We start from the raw sequence: 25050 nt of genomic DNA, 5'->3' as shown, positions 1-25050 counted from the left end.
TCCGAAGTTCATGTTCGTGAGTTCATCGAGATCACGAAAGAGCACATCCATGCCTCCCGAAACCAAGAAAGAGGCTAACCAATCGCCGGAGACAAGGCCGACAAGTCGGCCTGTCTCAGCTTAGACGTTAGGGAACCATGGCGGTAATATTCATAGCAGTTGTATGCGCCCTCCTCGGCTTCGTGTTCTTTTCCTTTGGCATTGGCAATTTGCTCGTCGACCACCTCCCGGTCTTGCGGAAGGCCAATTTGACGGATGATGAAAAGAAGAGAAAGAAGCGGACCGGGTGGAAACTGATCGCGGTTGGCGTGGTAGTGGCACTTGGAGGTTTCACATTCGCGTGGTTTAACGCACTTCCGGGTCCAAGCTTTTCTGAGGTCAAGGAAGCGATGGAATCTCATCTCCAAAATAATGAGCCTGAAGCTGAGTTTAACGGCATGGGTATTTCATGGTCACTCGACCACGGCCCGGAGGGAGTCGATCATTACACAGTTACACTTGAGACCAACGCGGTGCGAACGAAGTATTTGGTTCACTTTGATCCGGTGACGAAGGAGATTCGAACAGTTGAAAGAAAACCCTAACAAATCGACGCAGACAATGACCTACGGCTTCGCCTTCGGTCATGTCTGATCTCAAGCGTTCGGCATGCGGACTCGTGCAACTTGGCTCAGTAGCGCCTTATCGGGATTGATTGTCGGCTCCTTGGGTCGAGCAATGGCAGAAAGATCTTCAGGTATCGCCATCGGCTCATTCGTAGTCCTGCTTTTCGGGAGCTTCATCTTCGCGGTGATGGGCACTGCGCAAATCGAGCATGAACGACGAAGAGCAGGCCGAGAAACCGTATGGGCGATGTTATTTGCGATTCCAGACGACCACTTCGACAGGTATTTGTTACCTTGTCTTGGTAGGGGGGGGTATGGATTTCATCAATAGGCTTCGGGGTATTTTCGATGAATTTGTTCCTGAGATGAAAAGTCGAACCAACCACCGCAGCCAACGAGGCGCTGACGCGCCTCGCGGCTGAGTTCAGACGTTAGCCGGAGATGACCTTTCAGGACTACTGCTCGTTGATTCAGAAGTCGGTCGCGGAGTCCGGTTACGATGGTTTCCATCCGAGTGCGTGCGTGCCTGGCATTGAGTCCGACGATCACCATGTTCTCGAAAGCGAATTGACGGACGAAGGAGAAGAGGCGGTAGCGTTGTCTTGGGCGGAATCCCTTGCGCGGGGTTCGAAGACGATGTTTCTAGCGTTTCGTGGCGGAGAGCGAAGGGTCACAGTCCTCGAGCTGAAAGACGGAGCCGTAGTTGAAGGGCTCGTCATCCGCGTGAATCCGTATACCGAGGTTTCAGGATGAAAGCTCCGAAAGAAAAGAGGCGAACCAACCACCGCAGCCAACGAGGCGCTGGCGCGCCTCGCGGCTGAGTTCAGACGTTCGACATGAAAACTAAGATTTTACCGATTCTTTTGTTCGTGTGCCTGACATGCTCAGCTGAGACCACTAGCTCTTCTGAAGCACACCTTCCTCTTCCGAAGTTCGCAGCGCCGGTAGGCGCGGTTCTCGACGCGAACCTACCGGAGATATCGCGATTCCTCGACCAAGAGCTGGTCGGAAAGAGCAGAGAGGAAATTCGCGTTTGGATGAACACCGTGATCGAAAATCGAGGAGACCTCGGAGCGACAAAGGACGCGAAAAGCGAGTTCTTAGCGCTTAGTTCGGGTGGCGCACCACTGTCGATAAAGCGGTCATCACTATCCGTTCGCGTCACCTACGATGCGGATGATCGTGCGAGGAAAGTTCGATGCACACTAAAAGAATAGTCGAACCAACCAGTCGAGCCAACGAGCCACATCGCTCCGCGCTGTGACTCGCGGCTCACCTCTAACGTTCGGCGAAAGCACATCTTGATAATGGGTAGCGACCTTCGATTTCATGAAGCAACGCGCGAGGATATTCCGGATATCGTGCGCCTACTTTCGGATGATCCTCTCGGGAGCCTTCGAGAGTTGGATGTAGCGCCCCTTCCAGGAAGCTACTATTCCGCATTCGAAGCCATCAATCGCGATCCGAACAATGAGCTCGTTGTGGCGAAATCTGCCGGATCGGTTGTTGGCACCCTTCAGATCACTTTCATCCCATTTGTCACTTACTGTGGAAGTTGGAGGGCGTTGATTGAAGGCGTGCGGATCGACCGGAGATTTCGATCACGTGGAATCGGCCGGGAACTCATCTCTTGGGCTGTAGAGCGATCCAAGTTGCGAGGTTGCCACATGGTGCAGTTGACCTCGGATAAGAATCGACCTGAAGCGATTAGATTCTACGAGCGACTCGGATTTGTCGCCTCTCATGAAGGGCTCAAGCTCCACCTCCAATCCGGAGAGAAAAAAGAGCCGAACCAACCGGTTCAGACAAGACCGACAAGTCGGCCTGTCTGACCTCAAACGTTCGACATGAATCCCGGATCGACCGTCCCATTGTCCAGCGTTGAGCGAATCCGCGAGTGGTGCGGGTCAGATGTAGGCGGGGTCGTGGTTCGCGGAATGAACACCATCATCGATATCGTAGACTGGCTCGAAGAAGAGGATCTCCTAGGCGAGGTTTTCCTCTCTTTAGGTTTTTACGGATTTGTGGTGTCGGATCGGCCGGAGATCATTTGGGGGCGGAATATGCTCCTGCTGAATGCCCGATACTCCGAAGACTTAGTGATGTTCGAATACCACCGAATCGAAGGCTCCGCGGACGTCGATCATCAGCTGTGCAGGAGAGAAGAGGCGGTTGAGAAATTCAGACAGTTTCTTACCTACAAGTTCGGCATCCACCGACCGGAAAGAAAAGAGTCGAACCAGTCAGTGCAGACAAGGCCGACAAGTCGGCCTGTCTGACTTCAAACGTTAGCCGACCGGATTCGCTATGCTCATCTACTACATTTTCGGAGTGTTCTTCGTGCTCATGTTGAACATCGCGGTCGGTTTCCTCCGCACGTTTGAGGAGGTCCTAAACATCCCCTTCCTCATGTTCACGATATTGATCGCCGGGGTTACTTTGGCCGAGATCCGTAAGCTGAAGAAGAAGGCAGACCAGTATGACGCAGAATTTAGAGGCTAACCAACCGCCGGAGCCAACGACGGCCAGGGCCGCCGTTGGCCGCTCCGTTGTCCTCCAAGTGATCCGCACATTTCCTTCGCTGGTCGTTGCGGCTTAGCTTTAGCGTTCGACGTAGTTACATGAAAAGTGCACCCACTGGATTTTTTCTTTCGCTGCTCGTGCTCGTGAGCGGATGTGACAAGAAGGTCGAGTCGGTGAGCAAACCACCGATCGTCGAGAATCCCATCGTTGCGGACGATCCCGCGACTTGGCCGCGTTCGGTTGATGAAGCAGCAACTCGAATCATCGCGAGTCTTTCTGAGGAAGATAAGAAGACGGTCAGAGAGACTCCCCGTGATGAGCTGATCATGTTCCATATGGGTTGGGGCATGGGCATCCGAAACAGCACAGGCCTCTGGCGCGGAAATGAGGAGTTACTGAAGGACACTGGCGTTGAGCATCCTGACGGCGCGTCCATGGTGATCATCGAAGCAATTTGGGAGCGTCTGCAGCAGCAATGAAACAAGAGTCGAAAAAATCAGCGCAGGCAATTCGGGCCAGCTGCACTGTCCCTTCTGTCTGACCTCAAACGTTGGCAAGATATGAAACGGCCACTCGGCATATCCATACTCGCTGTTCTCTATTTTCTCGGAGGCGCTGCGATGTTCATCATGCAGCTTGGGTTCGCCTCGAGACTTGCCGAAGGATTTGGAGCCGTCGGCGTGTCCGCGGTAGTCGCCCACCTCGCCGTCGGGTTCCTCGCTCTGCTTGGACTCGGAGCGGGATACGGAATGTGGACCGCCAAGAGATGGGGTTGGTGGTTAGGAGCCTTTTATCTCACCTACTCGGTTGCCCGAAGCGCCAATGCACTGATCACGCTTCCCGGACTGATCGAGAATGCGGGGCTTTCCTCGGCAGAGGCCGCACCGCATTTCATCAAGTTCGCCGGCCGAATCATCGTTCATTCACTGATTTGTTGGTATTTTTTCAGTGAGGGAGTTGAGCGGTATTTCCAAGTTGTCGAAGCTTCGCGATTGAAGCGCCTCGGAAAGTTGGTGGGCGTCACCTTGGCGGTCGCAGCATTCTTTGGTGTTTTGAATGCCATTGCCTGAAAAAGTGCGAACCAATCGCCGGAGACAAGGGCGACAAGTCGGCCTGTCTCAGCTGCAACGTTGATATGGCGGCTTTGGATCAAGCGTAAAATGGGGATGCGTATCCAAGGCGTGGAGACGTCGGTTTGAGGGTTGGGGTATGGTCGCCGGAGGCGGCAAGGAGACAGGGGCCTCGTTGTTGTGGTAACGCGTGCATTGGTGCGGATCCCGGGTGAACCGTGGTCGCGCTGATCTGCGTGGATGGATGCCAATGGCGTTCCCATCGGTGCTTTGGTGGGTCAGGCCCGCATTCCCTCGGCTTTCCCAGACACACCCAAGGTCCCGGATTGAGCTGTTGCGCGGTCTCAGCTGAAACTTAGGTCAAGCAGGCGAGCATGCATCTCATCCTCTCAAAAGATCTGAAACCCGTAGTGGAGGCGAATCTCCCGGCGATCGCCGCTCGATTGGCGGCGCTGCTGCCGAAAGCGGAGTTTCATCATGTCGGCGCAACTGCGATTTGCGGCGCACTCACAAAAGGGGACGTCGATGTGTTGCTGCGGGTCGAGCAGGCGGACTTCACCTCTGCTGTTTCAGTGTTGCGGCGCCATTTCGCGATCAAGCAGCCCGAGAATTGGACAGAGTCATTCGCCAGCTTTGGAGACGATGACGCTTACCCTTTCCCTCTCGGAGTGCAGCTAATGGTAAGAGACTCGGAATCCGATTTCATGCTGTTCTTGCACGAATACTTCAGTTCCAACGCCGTTCGTTTGGCCGAATACAACCGTATCAAAACTGAGTCCGCCCCTTTGGGCCCCGACGCCTACTGGAGAGCCAAAGATCGGTATCTGTCGGCCATCCTCCAGTCGCGCCCCGCCATTGGCCGGCGAGCATCAGAACCCGCGCCGGGTCGCGCGACTGGGGCTGACGAGGTGGGGGAGGGGTAGAACGTAGGTAACTACCATGGCGGAGGACGATGCAGCGATTGAAGTGGTGCCCCATGACGTGGGGTGGGCCCGCCTTTTCCGGGCTGAGCAAAAGGCGCTCGGGCGGGTTCTCGGACCTTGGCTTGCAGGGCCGATCGAGCATATCGGCAGCACGGCGGTGCCGGGACTGGCGGCGAAACCGGTGATCGACATCATGGCGGGGGTCGAGTCGCTCGAAGCTTCGCACGACGCCATTCTTGCGGTTCGTGAACTGAACTACCTTTACGCTCCTTTCCGCGCCGAGGTGATGCATTGGTTCTGCAAGCCGCGGCCATCGCTTCGAACGCACCATCTTCATCTGGTGCCGGTCGGCAGCGAGTTGTGGTCAGCACAGATCACCTTTCGCGACCGGCTCCGCGCCGATGCTACGCTCGCGAGCGAATACGCCGTGCTGAAGCGCCGGTTGGCGGCGAAGTTTCCCCACGACCGGGAGGCCTACACGGAGGGGAAAACCGCCTTCGTGGCACGGGTCATTGACGGGGCCGCGCGCGGAGGTGATCGTGCGCGGTCGTCAGGCTTCTGACGGGGCGTCGACCGGGAAGTGGCAGGTGAAGGTGGTGCCCTGGCCGACGGTGCTGTCGAGCGACAGGAAACCGTGGTGGAGGTGCACGAGTCGGGCGACCGTGGGGAGGCCGAGGCCGGTGCCGCGTCCGGCCGGTTTGGTGGTAAAGAAGGGTTCGAAGAGGCGGGTGCGCACCTCCGGCGGAATGCCGCTGCCGGTGTCGCTGACGGCGACGATGAGGTAGTCGCCGGGTTTGCTTTCGGCGCTGGCGGTGAGGCTCTCCGGGGCATCGATGATGCGACGATCGAGCCGGATCGTGAGTTGGCCGCCGGTGGGCATGGCGTCCCGCGCGTTCACGCAGAGGTTCATGAAGATCTGGTGCAACTGCGAGGCGTTGGCGGCGATGGTCGGCAGGGGCGCCTGGTCGCTTTTCTGGAAGCGCACTTCGATGGTGGCGGGAAAGGTTTCCGAGGCGACGTCGGCGACTTCGCGGGCGATTTCGCCAACATCGACTTGGCGGATGTCGGTGTCGGAGCCGCGCGAGAAGGCGAGCAGTTGGCGCAGCATCTCGGCGCCGCGGCGGCTGCTGGTGAGGATGGTGCTGAGCGACTTGCGGTCGGACTCCCGGGCGTTGAGCTCCATGAGTGACGCGGTGCCCATGACGGCGGTGAGGATGTTGTTGAGGTCGTGGGCGATGCCGCCGGCGAGTTGGCCGAGCACTTCCAATCGCTGCATGCTGATGAGCTGGGCCTCGAGCGATTTGCGCTCCGTGACGTCGCGCAAACTGAAGATGATGGCGTCCCCGGGAAGGCGGGCGGCGGCGATTTCAACCTGGTTGGGGATGCGGCGGGCGTAGACCAGCTCGGTGACCACGGAGGCACGGCTGGCGGGCGCATCCTGCTTGAGTTGCCCGCTCAGGTGATCGGCGGCGTCCTGCCCGAGCAGGTCGCAGAACTTGCCGTTCACCGGCGCTTCCGGGGAGAGCAGTTCGCGCGCGGCGGGGTTGATGAGGTTGATGTTGCCTTCGCGGTCGGTGACGATGACGCCGTCGGGCGCGTGGTTGATCGCCTGCTCGAACCGGGCGCGCTCTTCGTAGAGGGTGCGAAAGCGGTTGATGCGGGTGATGGTGCGCAGGCGAATGCGCAGCTCGGCCGTATCGATGGGTTTGGTGATGAAATCGTCGGCTCCGGCCTGCAGGCCTTCGAGGCGGGATTTGCGGTCGTCGAGCGCGGTGAGAAAGAGGATCGGCACTTCGCGCAGGCCTTCGATATCGCGGATGAGGCGGCAGGTTTCGAAGCCGTCCATGCCAGGCATCATGACATCGAGCAGAATGACGTCGGGGGAGTGTTCCCGGGCCTTTTCGATCGCCTCGATGCCGTCGACGGCTTCGACGAGATGGTAGCCTTCGGGTTTGAGCAGCGAATGGAGAAGCACGCGCGACCGCTCGGTGTCATCGACGATGAGGACGGTCGCGGGGTGGTCGGACATCGGAGAAAAGGTGGGAGGAGGATTGGCGAATGCCGGGACGGGTTTTGGGCGCGGAAACGGAGTGGGGCGCGCGGTCGGAGCTCACTGTGGGAACTCGGGGCAGGCGGATCAATTAATTTGGCCGTTTTCGGGGCTGGAGGTAGCGCTGGAGGGTTTCCCTAAAGTCCGTCAATGAAAAGGGCTTACAAAGGTATTCGTCGGCGCCCGCCCGCAGGGCGCGCTGGCGGTCGGACTCCATCGCCAGGGCGGTGACCATGATGATCGGCACGGTGGAGAGGCGGGGGTCGGGCAGGCCACGGATCGCTTTGGTGGCTTCGATGCCGTCCATTCGGGGCATTTGCACATCCATCAGCACGAGGATGGGAGAGATCTGGCAGAGCAGTTCCAAGCCCTCAACGCCGTCGCGAGCGATGACGCCTTTGAAGCCGAGGATGCGGAGGTAGCTGCGGATGAGTTCGGCGTTGGTGGCGTTGTCCTCGACGATGAGCACGGTCTCGTCGTCCCGGACGGGGCTGGTTTCATCGAGCCCGGCGCCGGACTTCGCCGAGCGCGCGGGCTCGTCTGCGCTCCCGGACGTTGGCGCCGGGGTGGTGTTGCCGGCGGGCACCCGGGGGGCGACCGGCAGGTCGAGGTGGAAATGGCTGCCTTCGTTTGGCACGCTGGTGACGCTGACCTCCCCGTGGTGGAGTTCGGCGAGGCGGCGAACGAGGGTGAGGCCGAGCCCGGAACCTTCGAACTGGCGCGAGAGGGTGCGATCAATCTGATGGAAGGGTAGGAAGATGTCGGCGAGGTGTTCGGGGGCGATGCCGATGCCTGTATCGGAAACGGTGATACGAAGGTGTCCCGGAGCGGGTTGGCGCACCTGCAGTGTCACGGTGCCGCCCTCGGGGGTGAATTTGACCGCGTTGGAGAGCAGGTTGATCACCATCTGGCGAAGCCGTTTGGGGTCGGCCCAGATGAGGGTGCCCTGGTGCTGGAACGACGTGCGCACCGCGAGGTTTTTGGCGCCGGCGCGGGGAGCGATCAAGGCGATCGCCTGTTCGCATTCCTCCCGGGGATCGATGCTCTCGGGATGGAGGGCGAGTTGATTGAATTCGTCCTTGGAGTAGTCGAGAATGTCCTGGATGAGCGAGAGCAGGTGGCGACCGTTGGCGTCGATGGCGTCGACCGACTTGATCTGTTGCTCGGAGAGGCGACCGAATTCGCCGCTCAGCAGGAGCTCGACCGAGCCGAGCATGACGTTGAGCGGGGTGCGGAGTTCGTGGCTCATCATGGCCAGGAACTCGCCCTTGGCGTGGTCGGCGGCGCGCGCGGCGGTGAGTGCCTCGGTGAGGTCGGCGGTGCGCTCGCGGACGGTTTGCTCCATCTGCTTGAGGACCGATTCGAGTTTCTCGTGGGAACGGTCCCGATCCTTGATCGCGTCTCCCAGGCGTTGGTTGGCCTGATTGAGTTTTTCGGTGGCGGCGACCACATCGGTCTGGATCTGGCCCAGCTCGACGGCGACGGGGGCGTCAATCGCGGGGGCGGCGGAGGGGGCGCCGCGGCCGAGGGTCGCGGTGTGATGGGCGAGTTGGCGGAGCGGGGTGGTGATCTCGGTGGCCGTGGAGCGGCTCAGCAGATTGACCAACGCAACGGCAAGCAGGGTGAGGATGAGGCTGAGGAGAAAGAGCTTCACCGATTCCGATTGGGTGCGCCAGAGCGGGTCTTCGAGAATGAGGGTCCAGTTGGTGCCGGTGATGGGGCGCGCATGGCAGCGGAAGCGTTCGACGCGCAGGGTCTCCGGCCGCCACCGGTCGTGGGTAAAGTCGGTTTTGCCCATGCCAACTTCGTCGATGAAAACGGTCTGCAGGATGTCGGGCACGAGCTCCGGGCCGATCGTGCTGGGCAGCAAAAGGGGGTGCCCCTCGGCGTCGAGGATGAGCATGTCGTGGTCCAGCAACTCCTCCGGCAGTTGCATGCGGCGGATGAGTTCCGCGAGGTCCAGATGGCTGTGCACGGTCGCGGCTTCATTGCCATCGCGATCAGTCAGGGTGGTGGTGAAGGGAGCGGCGTTGGCCGGTGGGTGGGGAATGCGCGCGGAGACCAGCGGATTGCGGGGGTTCGCGCTTTGGAAGGTGAGGGCGGTCCAGCTCGGTCGTTTGCGCAGCCAGGCTTGAAGCTGCGCCTCGGTGGGCAGGTTGGTTTGGTTGAGGACGAACTCCTGCTCCCACTCGCTGGCGCCGACGTCCAGGATGTGGGTGACCTCGCGCTCGATCGCGGCGGCTTTGGAGCTCAGTCGTTGCGCGGCCTGCTCGGTGACCTTTGCGTCCAAGACGCCGAAGAACAGGAAGCTGAAGATGAGGATGGGGAGCGCCGTCAGAGAGGAGAACTGGGCGGTGAGCAGGCTGTGAAGATTGGGCAGCGGCGTGGGTTGGCCCAAGCTCTCGCGCAAACGTCGAAAGAAGCGACGGTCGGCGATGGCCTGCGCGACGAGCGCGATGCTGAGGCCGTTGAGCGGATACTTCACCAAAGCGAAGTAGTTCGAGGGGAAGCCAAGGTAGGAGTTGTTGAGGAAGTAAACCGCGGCGACCGGGGTGCCCCAAAGCAGCCAGAACAGGAGTGAGGCGCGGAAGAGTCGCAGTCCGCGCCGCTGCATCAGGTGGCCCACAACAAACGCCTCCAGGCCGTAGGTCGTGATCCCCCAAGGATGCAGCCAGTAGTTCCACGTCAAAACGAAGGCGGTCAGCCCGGCGACGAGCCCCACCCAGCGCCCGAAGAGTGCGGCCGCGAGCAGGGGAAACAGGCCGCCGAGTGCCCACTCGATGTTGGTGAAGAGAACCGGCCGCAGGGTGTTCAGCGCCAATCCCGCCAGACCAGCCGCCAGGGCGATACCGATGGGGAGAAGTTTACGCATATGGAGCCTGCCTGATCATCGGGGCGGTGAGATTGAGCAGTAAACTTGGTGTTTTTGCAGATGGCAGGCGATTGCGGAAACTACGGAGTGGCGAGGGTAGATTGTGCTAAGTGCTTGCTGTTTCGCGGTCTGATAAACGGACGGGTCCATTCGGACGGGCGCGCTCCACCGCCCCGGGGAATGGGGGGGCAAATCAGGCGGCGGGGATCAGCTTGCGGCGAGGGCGGGGAAAAAGCACTGGAAGCAGGCACCTTTGCCGGGCTGGGTATCGACCGTCACATGGCCGCCATGCCGTTGCGTGAGGCTCATCACGGTGGCGAGGCCCAGCCCTGTGCCGTGGTCGGGGCCTTTGGTGGAGAAGAAGGGTTCGAACAAATGGGCCCTCACCTCGTCGGGGATGCCGGGGCCGGTGTCGGCGACTTCGAGCACGGTGTAGGCCCCGGCCTTGACCGCGGCGGCGACCAACGAAGGCGCCGCATCGGTCACGGTGCGGGTGGTGACGCGCACGGTGATCCTGCCGCCGGTGGGCATGGCGTCGCGGGCGTTGACCGCGAGGTTCATGAGGATCTGGTGAATGTGAGTGGGCTCCACCAGCACCGGGGCAACCTCGTCGTCGGCCTCGAGTTTCAACTGGTAGTCCATGCCGAAGGACTTGCGAATGAGGGTGGTGACTTCGCGGGCAATGGTGCGCAGGTCGGTGGCCACGGACTCGCCGTCGGAACCGCGGGCGAAGGCGAGGAGCTTGCGCAGCATGCGCACGCCCTGGTTGGCGGAGTTGATGATGTTCTCGGCGTATTCCTGGTTGTCGTCGCCGGCCGCGAAATCCATGAGCTGCGCGTTGCCGCTCACGGCGGCGAGGATGTTGTTCACGTCGTGCACGATGCCGCCGGCGAGGTGGCCGAGGAGGTCGAGCCGCTGCGCCTGCATGAGGCTCGCTTCGAGCTGTCGCTTCTCCGTCACGTCACGGAGGTTGAATTGGTAGGCGTGATCGCGTTCCCACGGAATGAGCGCGGCCGTGATCTCCACGATCGGCGCGGCGCGGCCGGGCTCCACGACCGCCAGGGTAGTCTCAAAGGGCAGGCGGTGGGGATGAAAGTGGTGCACCCCATCGAGCCACCGGACCCAGGTGTCCCGGGTCTCCGGCGTGAACAATTGTTCGAAGGTCGCCGGGCGGCGGGCTTCGGGGACGAGTTTTTCGAAGCTGGTGTTGACGATGAGGAACTCGCCGGACTGCCGCACGACCGCGATGGGGTCGGGCGCGTTGGCCAGGCTCGACTCAAAGCGGGCGGCTTGTTCGGAGAGCCGACGGAAACGGTTGAGGCGAGTGATGGTGCGCAGGCGGGTGCGCAGTTCGCTGGAATCGAAAGGCTTGGAAATGAACTCGTCGGCGCCGGCCTCAAGTCCCGCCAGCCGGGAATCCCGATCGTCGAGCGCGGTGAGCAGGAGCACGGGCACGGATTCCAAGGCCGGGTCGGAACGCAAGCGGCGGCAGACCTCGAAGCCATCCATGTCGGGCATCATCACGTCGAGGATGATGGCATCGGGTTGGACTTGGGCGGCAAGTTGCAGGGCGGCGAATCCGTCCTCGGCCTCGACAATGCGGTAGCCGTCGCGGCGCAAGGTGGCGCTGAGCATGAGCAGCGAGCGGGGATTGTCGTCGACGACGAGCAAGGTGCTCGTGGGGGCGGGGGAACTCATGACGGGGTCTCCGGGCTGAGGGTCGGCAAGTGAAGGGAAAAGGTGGTGCCCGCGCCGGGCGTGCTGCGGACGCTCAGTTCGCCGCCCAGGAGGGTGACGAAGCGGTGGGCGATCGCCAGGCCGAGTCCGGTGCCTTCGTGGCGGCGGTCGAGCCCGCCGTCGATTTGGGCGAAGGGTTGAAAGAGCTCGGCCTGTCGTTCCTCCGCGATGCCGATGCCGTTGTCCTGAACCCTGAGCACCGCGTCGCGGGGCGACGACATCGCCACGGTCACGGTCACCTCGCCACCGGCGGGAGTGAAGGCGATCGCGTTGGTCACAAGTTCGATCAGCACGCGCCGCAGGTGGCGCGGATCGGTCAGCAGCTCGGCTTGCGCGGGGCTTTCCCACCTGAGGCACACGTCCTTGGCCTCGGCGGTGCGACGGAGAGACAACAGGGTGTTCTCCAGCAACTCGCCAAAGTGGCAGGGCTGGGCGACGACGGGCATCTTGCCCACCTCGAGTTTGGTGAGATCGAGGATGCGGTTGATGAGGCCGAGCAAGGCTTGGCTGCTGGTCTCGATGCCTTGCGCGAATTCGGCGGTTTGGGCCGGATCGGGATCTTCCCGCAACAGGGCGGCGAAGCCGATGACCGCGTTGAGCGGCGTGCGCAGTTCATGGCTCATGGTGGCGAGGAACTCGCTCTTCGCCCGGTTGGCGGACTCGGCGATTTCCTTGGCGCGGCGCAACTCGTCGCGACTGGCGCGCAGGCGTTCGGCCAGGGTGTTGGCGTCCTGCAGGGCGACTTGGTGCACCTGCAGCAGGTGCAACATGTCGATGGCCGGATCGTGCACGGCATAGTCGGCCACCTTCAAGTGATGGCGGCGCAGGTCGCCGGGATCGGTGAACCACGGCGAACCGAGCAGCACGACGCGTTCGGCGTCGAGCGAGACCATCTGGCCACGCAGTTTGACCTGGGTCTCGCGCTCGGTGAGGAGGAAGAGATCGGCCGGCGATTGACTGATCGTGGCGAAGGTGAAGGGGGCGTCGGGCCGCTCGAGGTCGAAGACCGCCGGACCGTTCGCGCCGGGTAGCACAGCCGGGCAGATACGGGCGAGCGACGCGCCGACCTCGCGGATGACGAGCTGGGCATCGAAGACCACGTGAAAGGGGAAAAGCGCGGCGAAGCCCGCCGGGCTCAATTGCACGGAGCGAGGAGGCGGCGTGGCGCCATCGGGCGGGCTGGGGGGCGAGGTGCTCAAGACCAGTCCACCAAAAAAACGTCGTGGTCGGCGCCGTCGGTTCGTCGCTCGATTTGCTGGATCGTGACCGGCGTCTTGAAGTGTTCCCCGAGGCCGCGCATGAGCCCGACCACAAATGGCGCGAGGCCCTCGCGATGGGTGTAATAGTGCAGGTGCAGAGCGGTCTCGCCGGCATCGGTGCAGGTGAAGCGCGGCGGCTGGAGCTTGGGGTAGATCATCACCACGCGGGAATGGAAGTTGGGCAAATTGAGCAGGAACTCGCGCAGGTTGCTGCCGCCGGCGTCCATGAGTGCGCCGTAGCCCTCCATGGCGGTATATTTCACCCAATGCATGCCGAAGGCCTCGAGAATTTGCTCGGCCGGCGCGCCGAGCTCCGCGCTGGCGGCGGCGACCAATTGGTAGGTGAGGTCGTCGGGGTAGGCCTGGTTGCTGATGAAGACCTCCTCGTCGACGCCGGAGCGTTCCTTGATGCGCTCCCAGGTTTCGTTCCCGTGGTGCATCCGGACCATGCCTTCGACTGCTTTGTTCACCATGCCATACATGCACCCCTTTCTCGGCTCGAATCGCGGAATCTTCAGTGTTTCCTGGCGGTGGAAACGACGAAAGTGGTGGCGGCGGGCGACTGTGGTTCGGTCGGAGGGGGAGTCGGCAGGGCACAAAAAAGGCCCAACGAGCCGAAGCTCGCTGGGCCAAATTTGGGGGGTGGGCGTTCGCCACGCGCTCTTTCCCGATGGTCTGACATTAGGCGCTCTCGCTTTCGCGGGCTGCAGACTCCCCGACGCCACTCCGCACGGCATGCGCGGCTTTCGATCTCATGGCGGGATCGCTCTGGCTGTTGCCAGCCGGAGTTTATTGAGTGAGGCCTCTGCGCCTGGTTCGACCTCTCCCTGCCGGGAGCGGTTCGCCAAACGAGGTGTCGATGTGCTTGCAAGGACGTTACCCTCACATCGGCACCGTTCTCGCGGGGTCGGCCCCGGCTTTTGGCCGGGCGTTGGCCCCGTGGGACGGGTCTGACCTCTTACCTCTCAGGCTGCCTTCCACCTTGCAATGGGGTGACGCGTTTTTCGCGCCGCTCCTTTGTCGAGACCGTGACGAGCTTTGCCAGACTCCTGCGGTCTCCTGTGTCTCGCTCCTGTTTTCGCGCCGCCGCCCTCTCGGGTGGGGCCTTTCGACGGTTTGCAGTCCGTCCAGGTTCGTTCCACAGGCTGGCTTACGGTAGCAGCCGGAACCCTCTGGGTCACCGTATCAGTGGGGCGTTCGAAACTTCCGCTCCACCTGACTCGACTCGCGCGCGGTTTCTGACTTCGCGGCTTGTCGCTCAGTTCCTGATTCGTGTTTCTAGACCGGGCACGACCCCGGCCAGAGGAACTGGTGATATATGCCTCTCGCGGCGCACGAGGCGCTCAGCATGAGGGGGTGAACCGGACCAGCTCCGATTCCCCTTTCCCCGGTTGCCCGGGCGTATCCCAGTCTCCGCTTCCGACGGGTTTTTCATGCCGTCATGCGCTTGACTGTTCTATCAAGGAACGAGGAGGAAGCTGGCTGATTTTTGCGAAAAAGTCACGAATTTGATATGCACAAGTTATTCACCATCAGAGGTATGGTGAATAAGTGGTGAATAACTTGTGCGTTGTTCACGCCTGCGTTTGGCACACCCTAGGCTTGAAATCGTGCGGGGCTCCCCGAGCGTGGCGGTCTTGGACGCGTCGCCTTCCTCACTGCCGATCTACGAACTGGAAACCGCACTGGTGCGCACCTTGCGCGACCACGGTCGTCTGTTGCTGCGCGCGCCGACCGGCTCGGGCAAGTCGACGCAGGTGCCGCGCATGCTCCTTTGTCACGGGTTTTTGGATACAGGGGAGGCGATCGTGCTCCAGCCGCGAAGGCTCGCCGCCCGCCTGCTGGCGCGGCGCGTGGCGGCCGAGGAGGGCGACGAACTGGGTGGTGTCGTGGGATACCAAATACGCATGGAGGGCCGGAGCTCGGCGCGCACGAAGATCAAGTTTGTCACCGAAGGCGTGGTGCTGCGGCAGATGTCGTTCGACGCCCGATTGAAGGGGGTGAGCGTGCTCATTTTCGACGAGTTTCACGAACGCCACCTTTACGGCGACATCACGCTGGCGCGGGCCTTGCAGATTCAGCGCGAAACGCGGCCGGACCTGAAGATCATCGTGATGTCGGCGACGCTCGAAACCGGTCGCCTGCGGGATTATCTCGCACCGTGCGAGCTCCTCGAATCGGCCGGACGCACGCATCCGGTGGAGATCCGCTACCTGCCACGCTCGCCCAACTTTGACCGGGAGCCGGTGTGGGAGGTCGCGGCGCGCGCCTGCGCCGAAGTCGCCGCGCGGAACGACGGCGACCTGTTGGTCTTCATGCCGGGCGCGTATGAGATCAGTCGCACCGTGGCGGCGGTCGAAGCGGATCGTGCGCTGCGTGATTTCGAGGTGTTTCCCTTGCATGGCGAGTTGCCCCCGGAGCGGCAGGACGCGGCGGTGTCGCGCTCGGCGCGGCGCAAGATCATCGTGTCCACCAACGTGGCGGAAACCTCGCTCACCATCGAAGGGGTGACCGCGGTGGTGGACGCCGGGCTGGCGCGGATGGCGCGTTTCGACGCGCATCGCGGGATCAACACCTTGCTGATCGAGAAGATCTCGCGGGCAAGTGCCGACCAGCGAGCCGGCCGCGCGGGGCGGACGGCGCCGGGCGTATGCCTGCGCCTGTGGAGTGAGCGCGAACACGCCGACCGGCCGGCGCAGGAATTGCCGGAGGTGCATCGATTGGATTTGGCGGAGGTGGTGCTGACCTTGAAGGCGGCCGGGATCAATGAGGTGGGGAGTTTCCCGTGGTTGGAGAAACCGGAGCCCAAAGCGTTGGCGCGGGCGGAGCAGTTGCTGGCGGATTTGGGCGCGATTCGTTTCGGCGGCGACGGCGCGATCACGCCGATCGGCAAGAAGATGCTGCGTTTCCCGCTGCACCCACGCTATGCGCGCATGATGATCGAGGCCGAGGCGCGCGGTTGCGTGCGCAGTGTGGCCCTGATGGCGGCGCTCACTCAGGGGCGAAACTTTTTGCTGCGGGGCGTGCCCCGGGAAGTGGAGCGGGCGCGCGAAGACACCTTGGGCGACGAACGCGGCAGTGACTTTTTTCAGCTCATGCGCGCGTGGCAGTTTGCGCACGAGCAGCGCTACCAGCTGGATGCCTGCAAGCGGCTCGGCATCCACGCGCAGGGGGCGCGGCAGGTGGGGCCCTTGTTGCAGCAGTTCCTGTCGATCGCGGAAAAGGAAGGTCTGCTCATCGGCGACGACCGCGGCAGTGCTGACGATGTGTGCAAGTGTGTGCTGGCGGGCTTTTCGGATCAGTTGGCCAAGCGGCTCGATCGCGCGACCCTGCGCTGTGAACTGGTGCACGGACGGCGCGGGGTGCTGGCGCGTGAATCCATCCTGGCCGATGCCGAGTTGTTGGTCGCAGCAGAGATCAGCGAAATCGAAGGCCGGGGCGGGGAAGTGAACGTGTTGCTCTCGCTCGCGACGGCGGTCGAGGAAGCGTGGTTGAATGAACTCTTTCCGGAGCACTTCGTGGAAGCGATGCCGACGGTTTACGACGAGTCGACGCGGCGGGTGGTGGTGAAACGGGAGCGGCGCTTCCGTGATCTGGTGCTGGAGAGCAAACTGACCGCGGAGACCCCGCCGGAAAGCGAGGCGGCGGAGATCCTCGCGCGCGAGGTCATGGCGGGGCGGATCAAGCTCGGCGAATGGACCGAGGTGGTGGACCGTTGGATCGTGCGGGTGAATCGCCTCGCCGAGTGGTTCCCGGAGCTGGAGGTGAGCCCTATCACGCCGGAGGATCGTGCGATCCTGGTTGAGCAGATTTGTCTGGGGAGTTTCGGTGCGCGCGAGTTGAAGGACAAACCGGTGATGCCGGTGCTGCAGCAATGGTTGCGGCAGGAGCAGTTGGCGGTGTTGGACGACTATTTGCCGGAGCGGATCGAGATGGCGAACGGACGGCGGGCGCGCATCCGCTACGCCGAGGAAGGTCCGCCGATCCTGAGCGCGCGGGTGCAGGAGTTGGTGGAGATCAAATCGACCTTCGCCCTCGGCCACGGGCGGGTGCCGGTGCGTTTCGAAGTGCTCGCGCCCAACCAGCGACCGATTCAGGTGACCGACGATCTGAAGGCATTTTGGGAGGACCTTTACCCTAACAAGATCCGGCCGGAGTTGTCGCGGCGCTATCCCAAGCACCCGTGGCCTTGAGGCCGAATTGGGGATATTCTGTTTCCATGCCGTGAGGTTCGTTCTGCAGCCGGGGACTTCACTGATTTTCACGGATACGATGTGGCGCGCAGATCCGTGCTTATCCGTGTCAACCGTGGCCCTTCGCTCCATCTGACGAGGGTTGAGCCGGGCGCTTGTTTCGAGCAGCGGCTGCCACTGTGGCCAAGGCTGCCTGCCGTTGCGCCCAACCCGACCTGAGTCAGCCCGCGCGGTGCGAGTCGACGAAGCGGCGCAGTTCCCAATCCCGAAAGCCGGCAATCACGTCGCGGCCCCAGATCAGGGTGGGCACCTGACAGCGTCCGGTGCGGCGAATGAGCCGGGTGCGCGCCTCGTCGTCGCGTGACACATCATGTTGTTCATAATCCACCTGCTCCTGGCTCAGAAGACGGATCGATTCCAAGCAACTCGAGCTGCCGGGTCCGACGAACAGAATGGGGCGATTTTTGCGAGGCATGACGACGGACTTCTTTTGATAAACCGTGCGGTGATTCTCTCAACGATACTGCCATCGTTCTGCGAAATTAGAGACCGAGCTAATTGATTCTAAATTTGGACGGAAGCGTTGCTGATATTGGGTAGTATTGGGCCTAATTGAACTTGGGGGAGATCGCCCAGTTGAGGCTTGCGAAGTTAGCCGGTCGGCGAGGCCGGGGGCCGACTGGTAAGCAGGGGGCTCCGATTGAAATGTCTGTGTAAGGTCGGAATGGGGTAGCCTGGAGGTAGCGCAGGCGGTCTCGCGACGGTGCGTTGCACGGTGACGGCATGGTCTTCGGCCGCGAGGCAGAGACACAGACAGGAATGTCGGTGTGACCGCCGCGCGGGGGAGAGCCTTGCCGACTTAGCGCTTGGTGCGGCGCTTCTTTTTCGGGGCGTGGTCGATGCGCAGGTAGGTCTTTGTTTCGAGCATCTCCTCGTAGAACTCGAGCCAGCGCACGCCCTCGCGGGGTTTGATCTCGTCGCGCTTGGTGGCGGCGTCGATCTGGTGCTTTACGCGGCGGCAGAGGTCGGTGTGCTGGTATTGCACGCCGGCGACGACATCGCGGATGCGTGAGCCTTGGAGCGTCTCCTCGATGTAGAAGCCGTTCTCTTCGTCCTCCTCGAGGAAGACGTGCAGCTCGTTCACGCGGCCGAAGAGGTTGTGCAGGTCGCCCATGATGTCCTGATAGGCGCCGGTCAGGAACACGCCGAGGTAGTAGGGCTGGTCGTTGAGCGGGTGCAGCCGGAGGTGATCCTTGGTGTCCTCCAAATCGATGAAGTGGGAGATCTTGCCGTCGGAGTCGCAGGTGATGTCGACCAGGATGGCATTGACCGACGGTTCCTCGTCGAGCCGATGCAGCGGGGCGACGGGGAAGAGCTGACCGAGGGCCCAGTGGTCGAGCAGCGATTGAAAGACCGAAAAATTGCAGACATATTGGTCGGCGAGCACGGAGGAGAGCTCGTGCAGCTCCTCGGGCGTGTAGCCGGACTCGGTGTTTTCCGAGGCGATCTCCTCGCAGATTTGCCAATAGAGCGACTCGGCGGCGGCGCGGTTTTCGAGATCGAGGTAACCGAGGTTGAAGAGCGAGAAGGCCTCCTCCTTGCGCTGCACGGCGTCGTGGAAGCGTTCGAGGCGGCCGAGCTCGGACTTGTTTTTGGCCAAGGCTTCGAGCGCGCGCACGACCTTGTGTTTGCGCTTGGGGCGCTGCTTCACGCCGAGCGTCTCACGTTTGTTGATACGTTCGAATACCTCGAGCACGAGCAGGGAGTGGGGGGCCACGACGGCGCGGCCGGATTCCGAGACGATGTCGGGCACATCCACCCCCATGTCGGTGCAGATGTCGCGCACATTGGCGACGACGTCGCGGGCGTATTCCGCCATCGAGTAGTTCATCGAACTCTCGAAGTTCGTGCGCGACCCATCGTAGTCGATGCCGAGGCCGCCACCGACGTCGAGCAGGCCCATGGGGAAGCCCATTTTCACGAGCTGGCAGTAGAAGCGGGATGCCTCCACGACGGCGTTCTTGATGGTGAGGATGTTGGGCACCTGCGAGCCGATGTGGAAATGCAGGAGGCGCAGGCAGTGGGTGAGCTTGGCTTTGCGCAGCTTCTCGGCGGCAAAGAGGATTTCGGCCGTGTTGAGGCCGAACTTGGCGTTGTCGCCAGTGGAGGTGGCCCACTTGCCCTCGCCGCGGGTGAGCAGCTTGGCGCGGAACCCGATGAGCGGTTCCACGCCGGTCTCCTGGGCAAGCTCGATGATGTGGTCGAGTTCGCTGAGCTGTTCGACGACGAGCACGATCTGTTTGCCAAGTTTGCGGCCGAGCAGGGCGATGCGGATGTAGTCCTGGTCCTTGTAACCGTTGCAGATGATGAGGCGGTTGGGCCCCTCGTGCATGGCGAGCGCAATCATGAGCTCGGGCTTCGAACCGGCCTCGAGACCGTAATCGAACTCCTCGCCCGCATCCACGATCTCTTCCACGACTTCGCGCAGCTGGTTGACCTTGATGGGAAACACGCCGCGGTAGCGTCCATCGTAGTCCTCTTCAGCAATCGCTTTGCGAAAGAGTTGATTGAGCTGCTGGACGCGATGACGGAGCAAATCCTGGAAGCGGATGACGAACGGGGCCTTGAGCCCCATCTCGACCGCTTCGTCGATGACGTCCTTGATGAGGACATTGCGGCCATCGGCCAGTGGGCTCACCGCGACGTTGCCGGTCTCATCGACGCTGAAGTGGCCGGAACCCCAGCGTTTGAATCCGTAGAAATCTTCGGATTGAGCGGTGGACCAAGAGGAGACGGAGTCGGTCTTCAACGGGTAAAAGGGGAGGTGGGTTTACTGGCTTGCTTTTTGAACTTCGAGAACGGTTAGATGCCCGTTTCTTCTTTTCAAACTAGCAACACGCAACGACGAAAATGACCTCGTTTTTCCCTCTTCTCGCCCAATCCGCCCCCGGCGGCAACGGCGGCGTTATGATCATGTTCTATGTCCTGCTTTTCGCGGCGATGTGGTTTCTCATGATCGCGCCGCAACGCAAGAAGCAGAAAGAGCACGAAAAATTGGTCAAAGAATTGTCCAAGGGCGACGAGATCATCACCAACGGTGGCGTCATCGCGACCATCGTGGCGGTAAAGGAAGATCGCCTGGTCATCCGCTCCGCGGACGACACCAAGCTGGAGCTCGGCAAGACCTTCGTCACCCAGGTGTTGAAGAAGACCGACCAGTAAGTTTCGCCCCCGTCTCCGATTCTCCGTGTAACCCCCTTTCGCAACGCCTCGTCGCGTTGAAGTCGTGGATAGAACTGCGCTGAGCCACCGCCCGCCTCTCGTCCCGGCGACCCCCTTTTCAACAAACCCAAAACACCAATGTTCAAACGCAACCTCTGGAAGATCGCGCTGACGACGTTCATCTGCGCATGGGCCGTCTCCTCGATCCTTCCGCTCCAAGACACCGAGTTCAACGACTACATTGTCGACCAGGTTCAGGATCGTCCCAGCGAGTTCAACGCCCTCATGGCGCAGGCTCGTGAGCGGGCCGAATCCGGCCAAGCCGCCAGTGTGTTCGTCGCGCTCAAGCAAATCGGTTCCGAACAACGCATCGACCTCACCCAATACTTCCCGCAAGTGCGGCTGGAGGCGTCGTTGCACAACATCGACAAGCGCAACGCCATCCTGCTCGACCACCTGCTCAAGCAGTCGAAGGGCAAACTCCAGCTCGGTCTCGACCTCAAGGGCGGTGTCTCGTTCATGCTCGAAGTCGCCGATGATGGCGTCGCCGGGGATGTCTCCGAATACGAACGCGAGGAGAACCTCTCCAAGGCCATCGAAATCATCGGCGAGCGCGTGAATCAGTTCGGCGTCGCCGAGCCGATCATCCGTCCGGTCGGCACGAACCGCATCGAGGTGCAGCTGCCGAATGTCAGCACCAAGGACAACCCCGAGGTGGTCGAAAACGTCAAGAAGCCGGCGCGCCTCGACTTCCGCCGCGTGCATCCGTTCATGTCGCCGCTTGAGACTCCGGCCAGTCAGACGCCTCCCGGCTACGAGATTCTGGTCGAGGAGCGCGAAGCCCGCGATGGCACCATGCAGGATGTGCCTTACTTCGTGAAGCGTCTCCCGGAAATGACCGGTGAGTCGATCGATGTGGCCTTCGCCACGACCGACGAGTTTGGCCGTTTCAAAATCAATCTGCGTTTCACCGACGAAGGCGCCGAGCGCTTCGCCGAGGTCACCGGCACGATCGCGCAGGAGTCGCAGCAGGGCGGCCTGCTCGCCATCGTGCTCGACGGCAAACTTTACTCCGCCCCGCGCGTCTCGCAGCGCATCAACGGCGGCTCGGCCGAGATCACCGGTTCTTTCACCCAGCGTGAGGCCATCGACCTCGCCAACGTGCTGAACAACCCGCTCGACGTGGAGCTCATCATCCGCGAGCAGAACGAGGTGGGTCCGTCGCTCGCCGCCGACGCCATTCAGTCCGGTGTCGATGCCTCCGAAATCGCGGTCATCCTGGTCGCGCTGTTCATGGTCGGTGTTTACACGATCGGCGGTCTGTTCGCGGTGCTCAGCCTCGCGGTCAACTTGCTCATCGTGCTCGGCGCCCTCGCCAGTATCGGCGCGACCATCACGCTGCCGGGCGTCGCCGGTATCGTGCTCACCGTCGGTATGGCGGTGGACTCCAACATTCTCATCTTCGAGCGTATCCGCGAAGAGTTGACCGCCGGCAAATCGCTCAAGGCGGCCTTCCTCGCCGGCCACGAAAAGGTGCTCTCCACCATTCTCGACGCCAACATCACCACGCTCATCACGTCCTCGCTGATGATCGCCTTCGGCACCGGTCCGGTGCAGGGCTTCGGTGTCACGCTCACCATCGGTGTGTTCTCCACCGTGTTCTGCGCGCTCATCGTGACGAAGCTCCTCCTCGAGTTCTTCATCGAGGGCGACATCATCAAGAAGTTCCCGATGATGCTGCCGTCGAAGGTTCCCACCTTCGACTACCTCAAGTTCGCCCGCCCGGCCTTTGCGGTCTCCTGGCTCATCGTCTTGGTCGGCATTGGCATGGTGGCCTACAAGGGGCACCGGATCTACGGTATCGACTTTGTGGGTGGTGACCAGGTGACCCTCACCTTCACCGACCGCGCGGCCTTCACCACCGCCGACGTGCGCGATACCCTCGAGGGCACCGGCATCGGCGAAGTGAATCCGATCTTCCAGACCGACTTCGATGGCGAGAACGAGACCCTGCAGGTGCAGGTTCCGGTCGGCCATGGCGACGAGGTGCTGCCGGAGCTCCAAGCGGCCTTCCCGGGCGCAGGTTTTGAGTCCATTGGCCAGTCTTCCATCGGTCCGTCCATCGGTGCGGAGATTCAGTGGAACGCCTTGATGTCGCTCGGTCTCGCGATCGTGGGCATCCTGCTCTACGTCGCCTTCCGCTTTGAGTTCGGCTTCGGTCTCGGCGCGGTCACCTCGACGGTGCACGACATCCTCATGACCGTCGGCATCTTCGTGCTGTTCGACCGCCAGTTCACCGCTCCGATGGTGGCGGCCATCCTCCTCATCGCCGGTTACTCGATCAACGACACCATCGTCGTGTTCGACCGCATTCGCGAGGAGCTGAAGGCCAACCCGGACATGAAGCTGCGCGACGTCGTCAACACCGCCATCAACCGCGTCTTCACCCGCTCGTTGCTCACCAGCGCCACGACCTTCCTGGCGTCGCTCGCCCTGTTTGTCTGGGGCGGTGGTGTCATCAACGACCTGGCCTTCACCTTCCTGGTCGGTGTCATCACCGGCACCTTCTCCTCCATCTTCATCGCGAGCCCGATCTTCTACTGGTATCACAAGGGTGACCGTAAGCATGTGGAGCGTCACCAGGACGTGAAACCGACCTACGAGTGGACGGGTTCGAGCCGCGCATCGGAGTAAGCTGACCGACCAAGCATTCGATGCGCTGGACCTACACGCCGCCCCCGGCTGAAGAGGTCGGGGCGCTGAGTAGGAGCGCCGGCGTGAGTCCGGTGCTCGCGGAGCTGTTGTGGCGCCGTGAAATCGTCGATGACGCCGCGGTGCAGAAATTTCTGCGCCCGGCGCTCGCCGAGCTCGGTGACCCCTTCCTCCTCGCCAATCTCGATGCCGCGACCGAGCGTCTCGCGATGGCCATCGCCAACCGCGAGGACATCGTCGTGCTCGGCGACTACGACGTCGATGGCGTCAGCAGCACGACGCTGCTCGTCAGCCTGCTGCGTCGCTTCGGCCTGAATCCGCGCTTCATCGTGCCGCGGCGCATGGAGGATGGTTACGGCCTCTCCGTGAGTGCCATCGAGCGCGCCTTGGAGGACGGCCGTCCGCACCTGTTTGTCGCGCTCGACTGTGGCACCAATTCGCAGGATGAAGTCGCCTTCCTGCAGGAGCGGGGCATCGACGTCATCATCATCGACCATCACCGGGAAAAAGAGGGTGCGGTGGCGTCGGCCACGCTGATCAATCCGCACGTGTATCCAGGCGATGATGACGCTGCCTGGCGCCACCTCTGCACAGTCGGTCTGGTTTTCAAACTCGCCCACGGTCTGCTCAAGCGCCTGCGCAACGAGAACCATCCGGTCGCCTACCGCATCAAGTTGCGGGATTATTTGGACCTCGTCGCGATGGGCACGGTGGCTGACCTCGTGCCGCTCACCGGCGAGAATCGTCTCATGGCCCGCTACGGGCTGCGCATCCTGCAGGGCGCCAACCGCCCGGGCATCCGCGCGCTCATGCAGGTGGCCGGCGTGCGTCCGGAGCAGGGGATCAACCCGGTCGACATTTCCTTCCGGCTCGGACCGCGCATCAACGCCAGCGGCCGGCTCGCCGATGCCGCGCTTTCGGTGGAGCTCATGTTGAGTGAGGACACGCGTTTCTGCATCCAAACCGCCGAGCAACTCGACGCCTTCAATCGCGAACGGCAGGACATCGAGCGCCAGATCACGACCGAAGCGGAGGAGATGATCGAGACGCTCTACGCCGATTCACCCGGCATCGTGCTGTATGCGGATGGTTGGCATCCGGGCGTGGTCGGCATCGTGGCCGGTCGGGTCTCGCGCAAATACAACCGCCCCTGCGTCGTGCTCGGCAACGAAGGCGAGCAAGCCAAGGGCTCGGGGCGCAGTGTCGATGGCATCAACCTCGTCGAGGTTCTGGCCGACTGTGATCAGCATCTCGGCAGTTGGGGCGGTCATCCCATGGCGGTTGGCGTGGCGGTGCCCAAGGAGCAGCTGGAAAACTTTCGCCGCACCTTTGCCGCGGCCGTGCAGGCGCACGTGGGCGGCGAAATCGAGGAGCGCGAGTTGCCGATCTCGGCCTGGATTCAACCTGAGCAGATCGGGGTGAAGCTCATGGATGAATTGGATGCGTTGCATCCGTTCGGGCAGGGCAATCCCGAGCCCGTGTTTGGCCTGCGTGGGATTGCGCTGCGCCAGCGTCCGGATGTCTTCAAGGGGCAGCACTTCCGCTTCAGCTTCGAGGACTCGCGCGGCCGTCGTTTGTTCGGCGTGGCCTGGAAGATGGCCGACCGTCTGCCGCCGGCGCGGACGCCGCTCGATCTCGCGGTGCACCTGCGGTGGAACCACTTCAACGATCGCAAGCTGTTGCAGCTGGAGCTCGTGGATTGGCGCGAAGCGCGGGTGGAGTAGGCCGATCCAAGGTGATGCCAGCCCGCTTCGGCGGGCGAGGAAGTCGGCCGTCTCCATGAACGGCTCGATCAACACACTTTAGGCGAGGCGCTTGCGCCCGCTTTCGATGGGGCGGTTTTTGGGGCGGAGGGCCGAGAGGCGAGGTAGCGCCGCGCAAGCG

At 62.0% G+C, this 25050-nt stretch carries 19 protein-coding genes; 12 read left to right on the top strand and 7 right to left on the bottom strand.

The features are described from left to right. Positions 1 to 137 precede the first annotated feature (137 nt). The 8 genes from AC0MRV_RS19690 to AC0MRV_RS19655 all read left to right on the top strand — a co-directional run bounded on the left by AC0MRV_RS19690 (position 138) and on the right by AC0MRV_RS19655 (position 5683). Positions 138 to 584, top strand: coding sequence for a hypothetical protein (locus AC0MRV_RS19690; protein WP_472766226.1), 447 nt, complete (start codon positions 138 to 140; stop codon positions 582 to 584). Positions 585 to 1912: 1328 nt separating this feature from the next. Then, entirely contained in the window at positions 1913 to 2437 is a 525-nt protein-coding gene (locus tag AC0MRV_RS19685) for a GNAT family N-acetyltransferase (protein ID WP_472766225.1), read from the top strand. Between the two features lie 15 nt (positions 2438 to 2452). After that, a complete protein-coding gene (locus AC0MRV_RS19680; protein WP_472766224.1) occupies positions 2453 to 2884 on the top strand; it encodes a hypothetical protein in 432 nt (143 codons plus the stop codon). A 28-nt stretch (positions 2885 to 2912) separates the two neighbouring features. Next, positions 2913 to 3107 (top strand): hypothetical protein, encoded by a 195-nt coding sequence (locus AC0MRV_RS19675; RefSeq protein ID WP_472766223.1) that lies wholly within the window; start codon positions 2913 to 2915, stop codon positions 3105 to 3107. Positions 3108 to 3226: 119 nt separating this feature from the next. Continuing rightward, positions 3227 to 3607, top strand: a complete 381-nt coding sequence (locus AC0MRV_RS19670) for a DUF6794 domain-containing protein (RefSeq protein WP_472766222.1) — start codon at positions 3227 to 3229, stop codon at positions 3605 to 3607. An 81-nt stretch (positions 3608 to 3688) separates the two neighbouring features. Continuing rightward, entirely contained in the window at positions 3689 to 4198 is a 510-nt protein-coding gene (locus tag AC0MRV_RS19665; protein ID WP_472766221.1) for a hypothetical protein, read from the top strand. Positions 4199 to 4572: 374 nt separating this feature from the next. Then, entirely contained in the window at positions 4573 to 5121 is a 549-nt protein-coding gene (locus tag AC0MRV_RS19660) for a GrpB family protein (RefSeq protein ID WP_472766220.1), read from the top strand. Positions 5122 to 5137: 16 nt separating this feature from the next. Continuing rightward, positions 5138 to 5683 carry a GrpB family protein gene (locus tag AC0MRV_RS19655; protein WP_472766219.1) on the top strand — a complete coding sequence of 182 codons (546 nt, stop codon included), beginning with the start codon at positions 5138 to 5140 and terminating at the stop codon, positions 5681 to 5683. Here the strand turns inward: AC0MRV_RS19655 and AC0MRV_RS19650 are convergent. From AC0MRV_RS19650 to AC0MRV_RS19630, 5 genes are all read right to left on the bottom strand, one after another. Continuing rightward, positions 5672 to 7150, bottom strand: a complete 1479-nt coding sequence (locus AC0MRV_RS19650) for a response regulator (RefSeq protein WP_472766218.1) — start codon at positions 7148 to 7150, stop codon at positions 5672 to 5674. The two genes, AC0MRV_RS19655 and AC0MRV_RS19650, sit on opposite strands and share 12 nt — an antisense overlap. A 112-nt stretch (positions 7151 to 7262) precedes the next feature. Continuing rightward, entirely contained in the window at positions 7263 to 10043 is a 2781-nt protein-coding gene (locus AC0MRV_RS19645) for an ATP-binding protein (RefSeq protein WP_472766217.1), read from the bottom strand. Between the two features lie 207 nt (positions 10044 to 10250). After that, positions 10251 to 11741, bottom strand: a complete 1491-nt coding sequence (locus AC0MRV_RS19640) for a response regulator (RefSeq protein ID WP_472766216.1) — start codon at positions 11739 to 11741, stop codon at positions 10251 to 10253. After that, positions 11738 to 12979, bottom strand: a complete 1242-nt coding sequence (locus AC0MRV_RS19635) for a sensor histidine kinase (protein WP_472766215.1) — start codon at positions 12977 to 12979, stop codon at positions 11738 to 11740. The genes AC0MRV_RS19640 and AC0MRV_RS19635 overlap by 4 nt, the downstream gene beginning before the upstream one ends. Continuing rightward, positions 12976 to 13512, bottom strand: a complete 537-nt coding sequence (locus AC0MRV_RS19630; RefSeq protein ID WP_472766214.1) for a heme NO-binding domain-containing protein — start codon at positions 13510 to 13512, stop codon at positions 12976 to 12978. Before AC0MRV_RS19630 ends, AC0MRV_RS19635 begins: the two co-directional genes overlap by 4 nt. Before the next feature lie 1137 nt (positions 13513 to 14649). On the opposite strand from AC0MRV_RS19630, the gene hrpB reads away from it, so the two are divergent. Beyond that, positions 14650 to 17232 carry an ATP-dependent helicase HrpB gene (hrpB, locus tag AC0MRV_RS19625; protein WP_472766213.1) on the top strand — a complete coding sequence of 861 codons (2583 nt, stop codon included), beginning with the start codon at positions 14650 to 14652 and terminating at the stop codon, positions 17230 to 17232. A gap of 220 nt (positions 17233 to 17452) precedes the next feature. Here the strand turns inward: hrpB and AC0MRV_RS19620 are convergent, their stop codons facing one another. Further along, positions 17453 to 17707 carry a glutaredoxin family protein gene (locus AC0MRV_RS19620; RefSeq protein WP_472766212.1) on the bottom strand — a complete coding sequence of 85 codons (255 nt, stop codon included), beginning with the start codon at positions 17705 to 17707 and terminating at the stop codon, positions 17453 to 17455. Between the two features lie 384 nt (positions 17708 to 18091). Continuing rightward, positions 18092 to 20041 (bottom strand): biosynthetic arginine decarboxylase, encoded by a 1950-nt coding sequence (gene speA, locus AC0MRV_RS19615; RefSeq protein ID WP_472766211.1) that lies wholly within the window; start codon positions 20039 to 20041, stop codon positions 18092 to 18094. Between the two features lie 101 nt (positions 20042 to 20142). Between speA and yajC the strand changes: the two genes are divergently transcribed. From yajC to recJ, 3 genes are all read left to right on the top strand, one after another. Continuing rightward, positions 20143 to 20454 (top strand): preprotein translocase subunit YajC, encoded by a 312-nt coding sequence (gene yajC / locus AC0MRV_RS19610; protein ID WP_472766210.1) that lies wholly within the window; start codon positions 20143 to 20145, stop codon positions 20452 to 20454. A 138-nt stretch (positions 20455 to 20592) separates the two neighbouring features. Then, positions 20593 to 23148: a protein translocase subunit SecD gene (gene secD / locus AC0MRV_RS19605; RefSeq protein WP_472766209.1), complete on the top strand. Its 2556-nt coding sequence runs from the start codon at positions 20593 to 20595 to the stop codon at positions 23146 to 23148. Positions 23149 to 23231: 83 nt separating this feature from the next. Further along, positions 23232 to 24890, top strand: a complete 1659-nt coding sequence (recJ, locus tag AC0MRV_RS19600) for a single-stranded-DNA-specific exonuclease RecJ (RefSeq protein ID WP_472766208.1) — start codon at positions 23232 to 23234, stop codon at positions 24888 to 24890. Positions 24891 to 25050 lie beyond the last annotated feature (160 nt).

It is taken from the genome of Actomonas spartinae (assembly GCF_051209155.1).
Lineage (GTDB): Bacteria > Verrucomicrobiota > Verrucomicrobiia > Opitutales > Opitutaceae > Actomonas.
The sequence above is the reverse complement of the archived record's forward strand: the minus strand, read 5'-3'. Positions and strand labels throughout refer to the sequence as shown.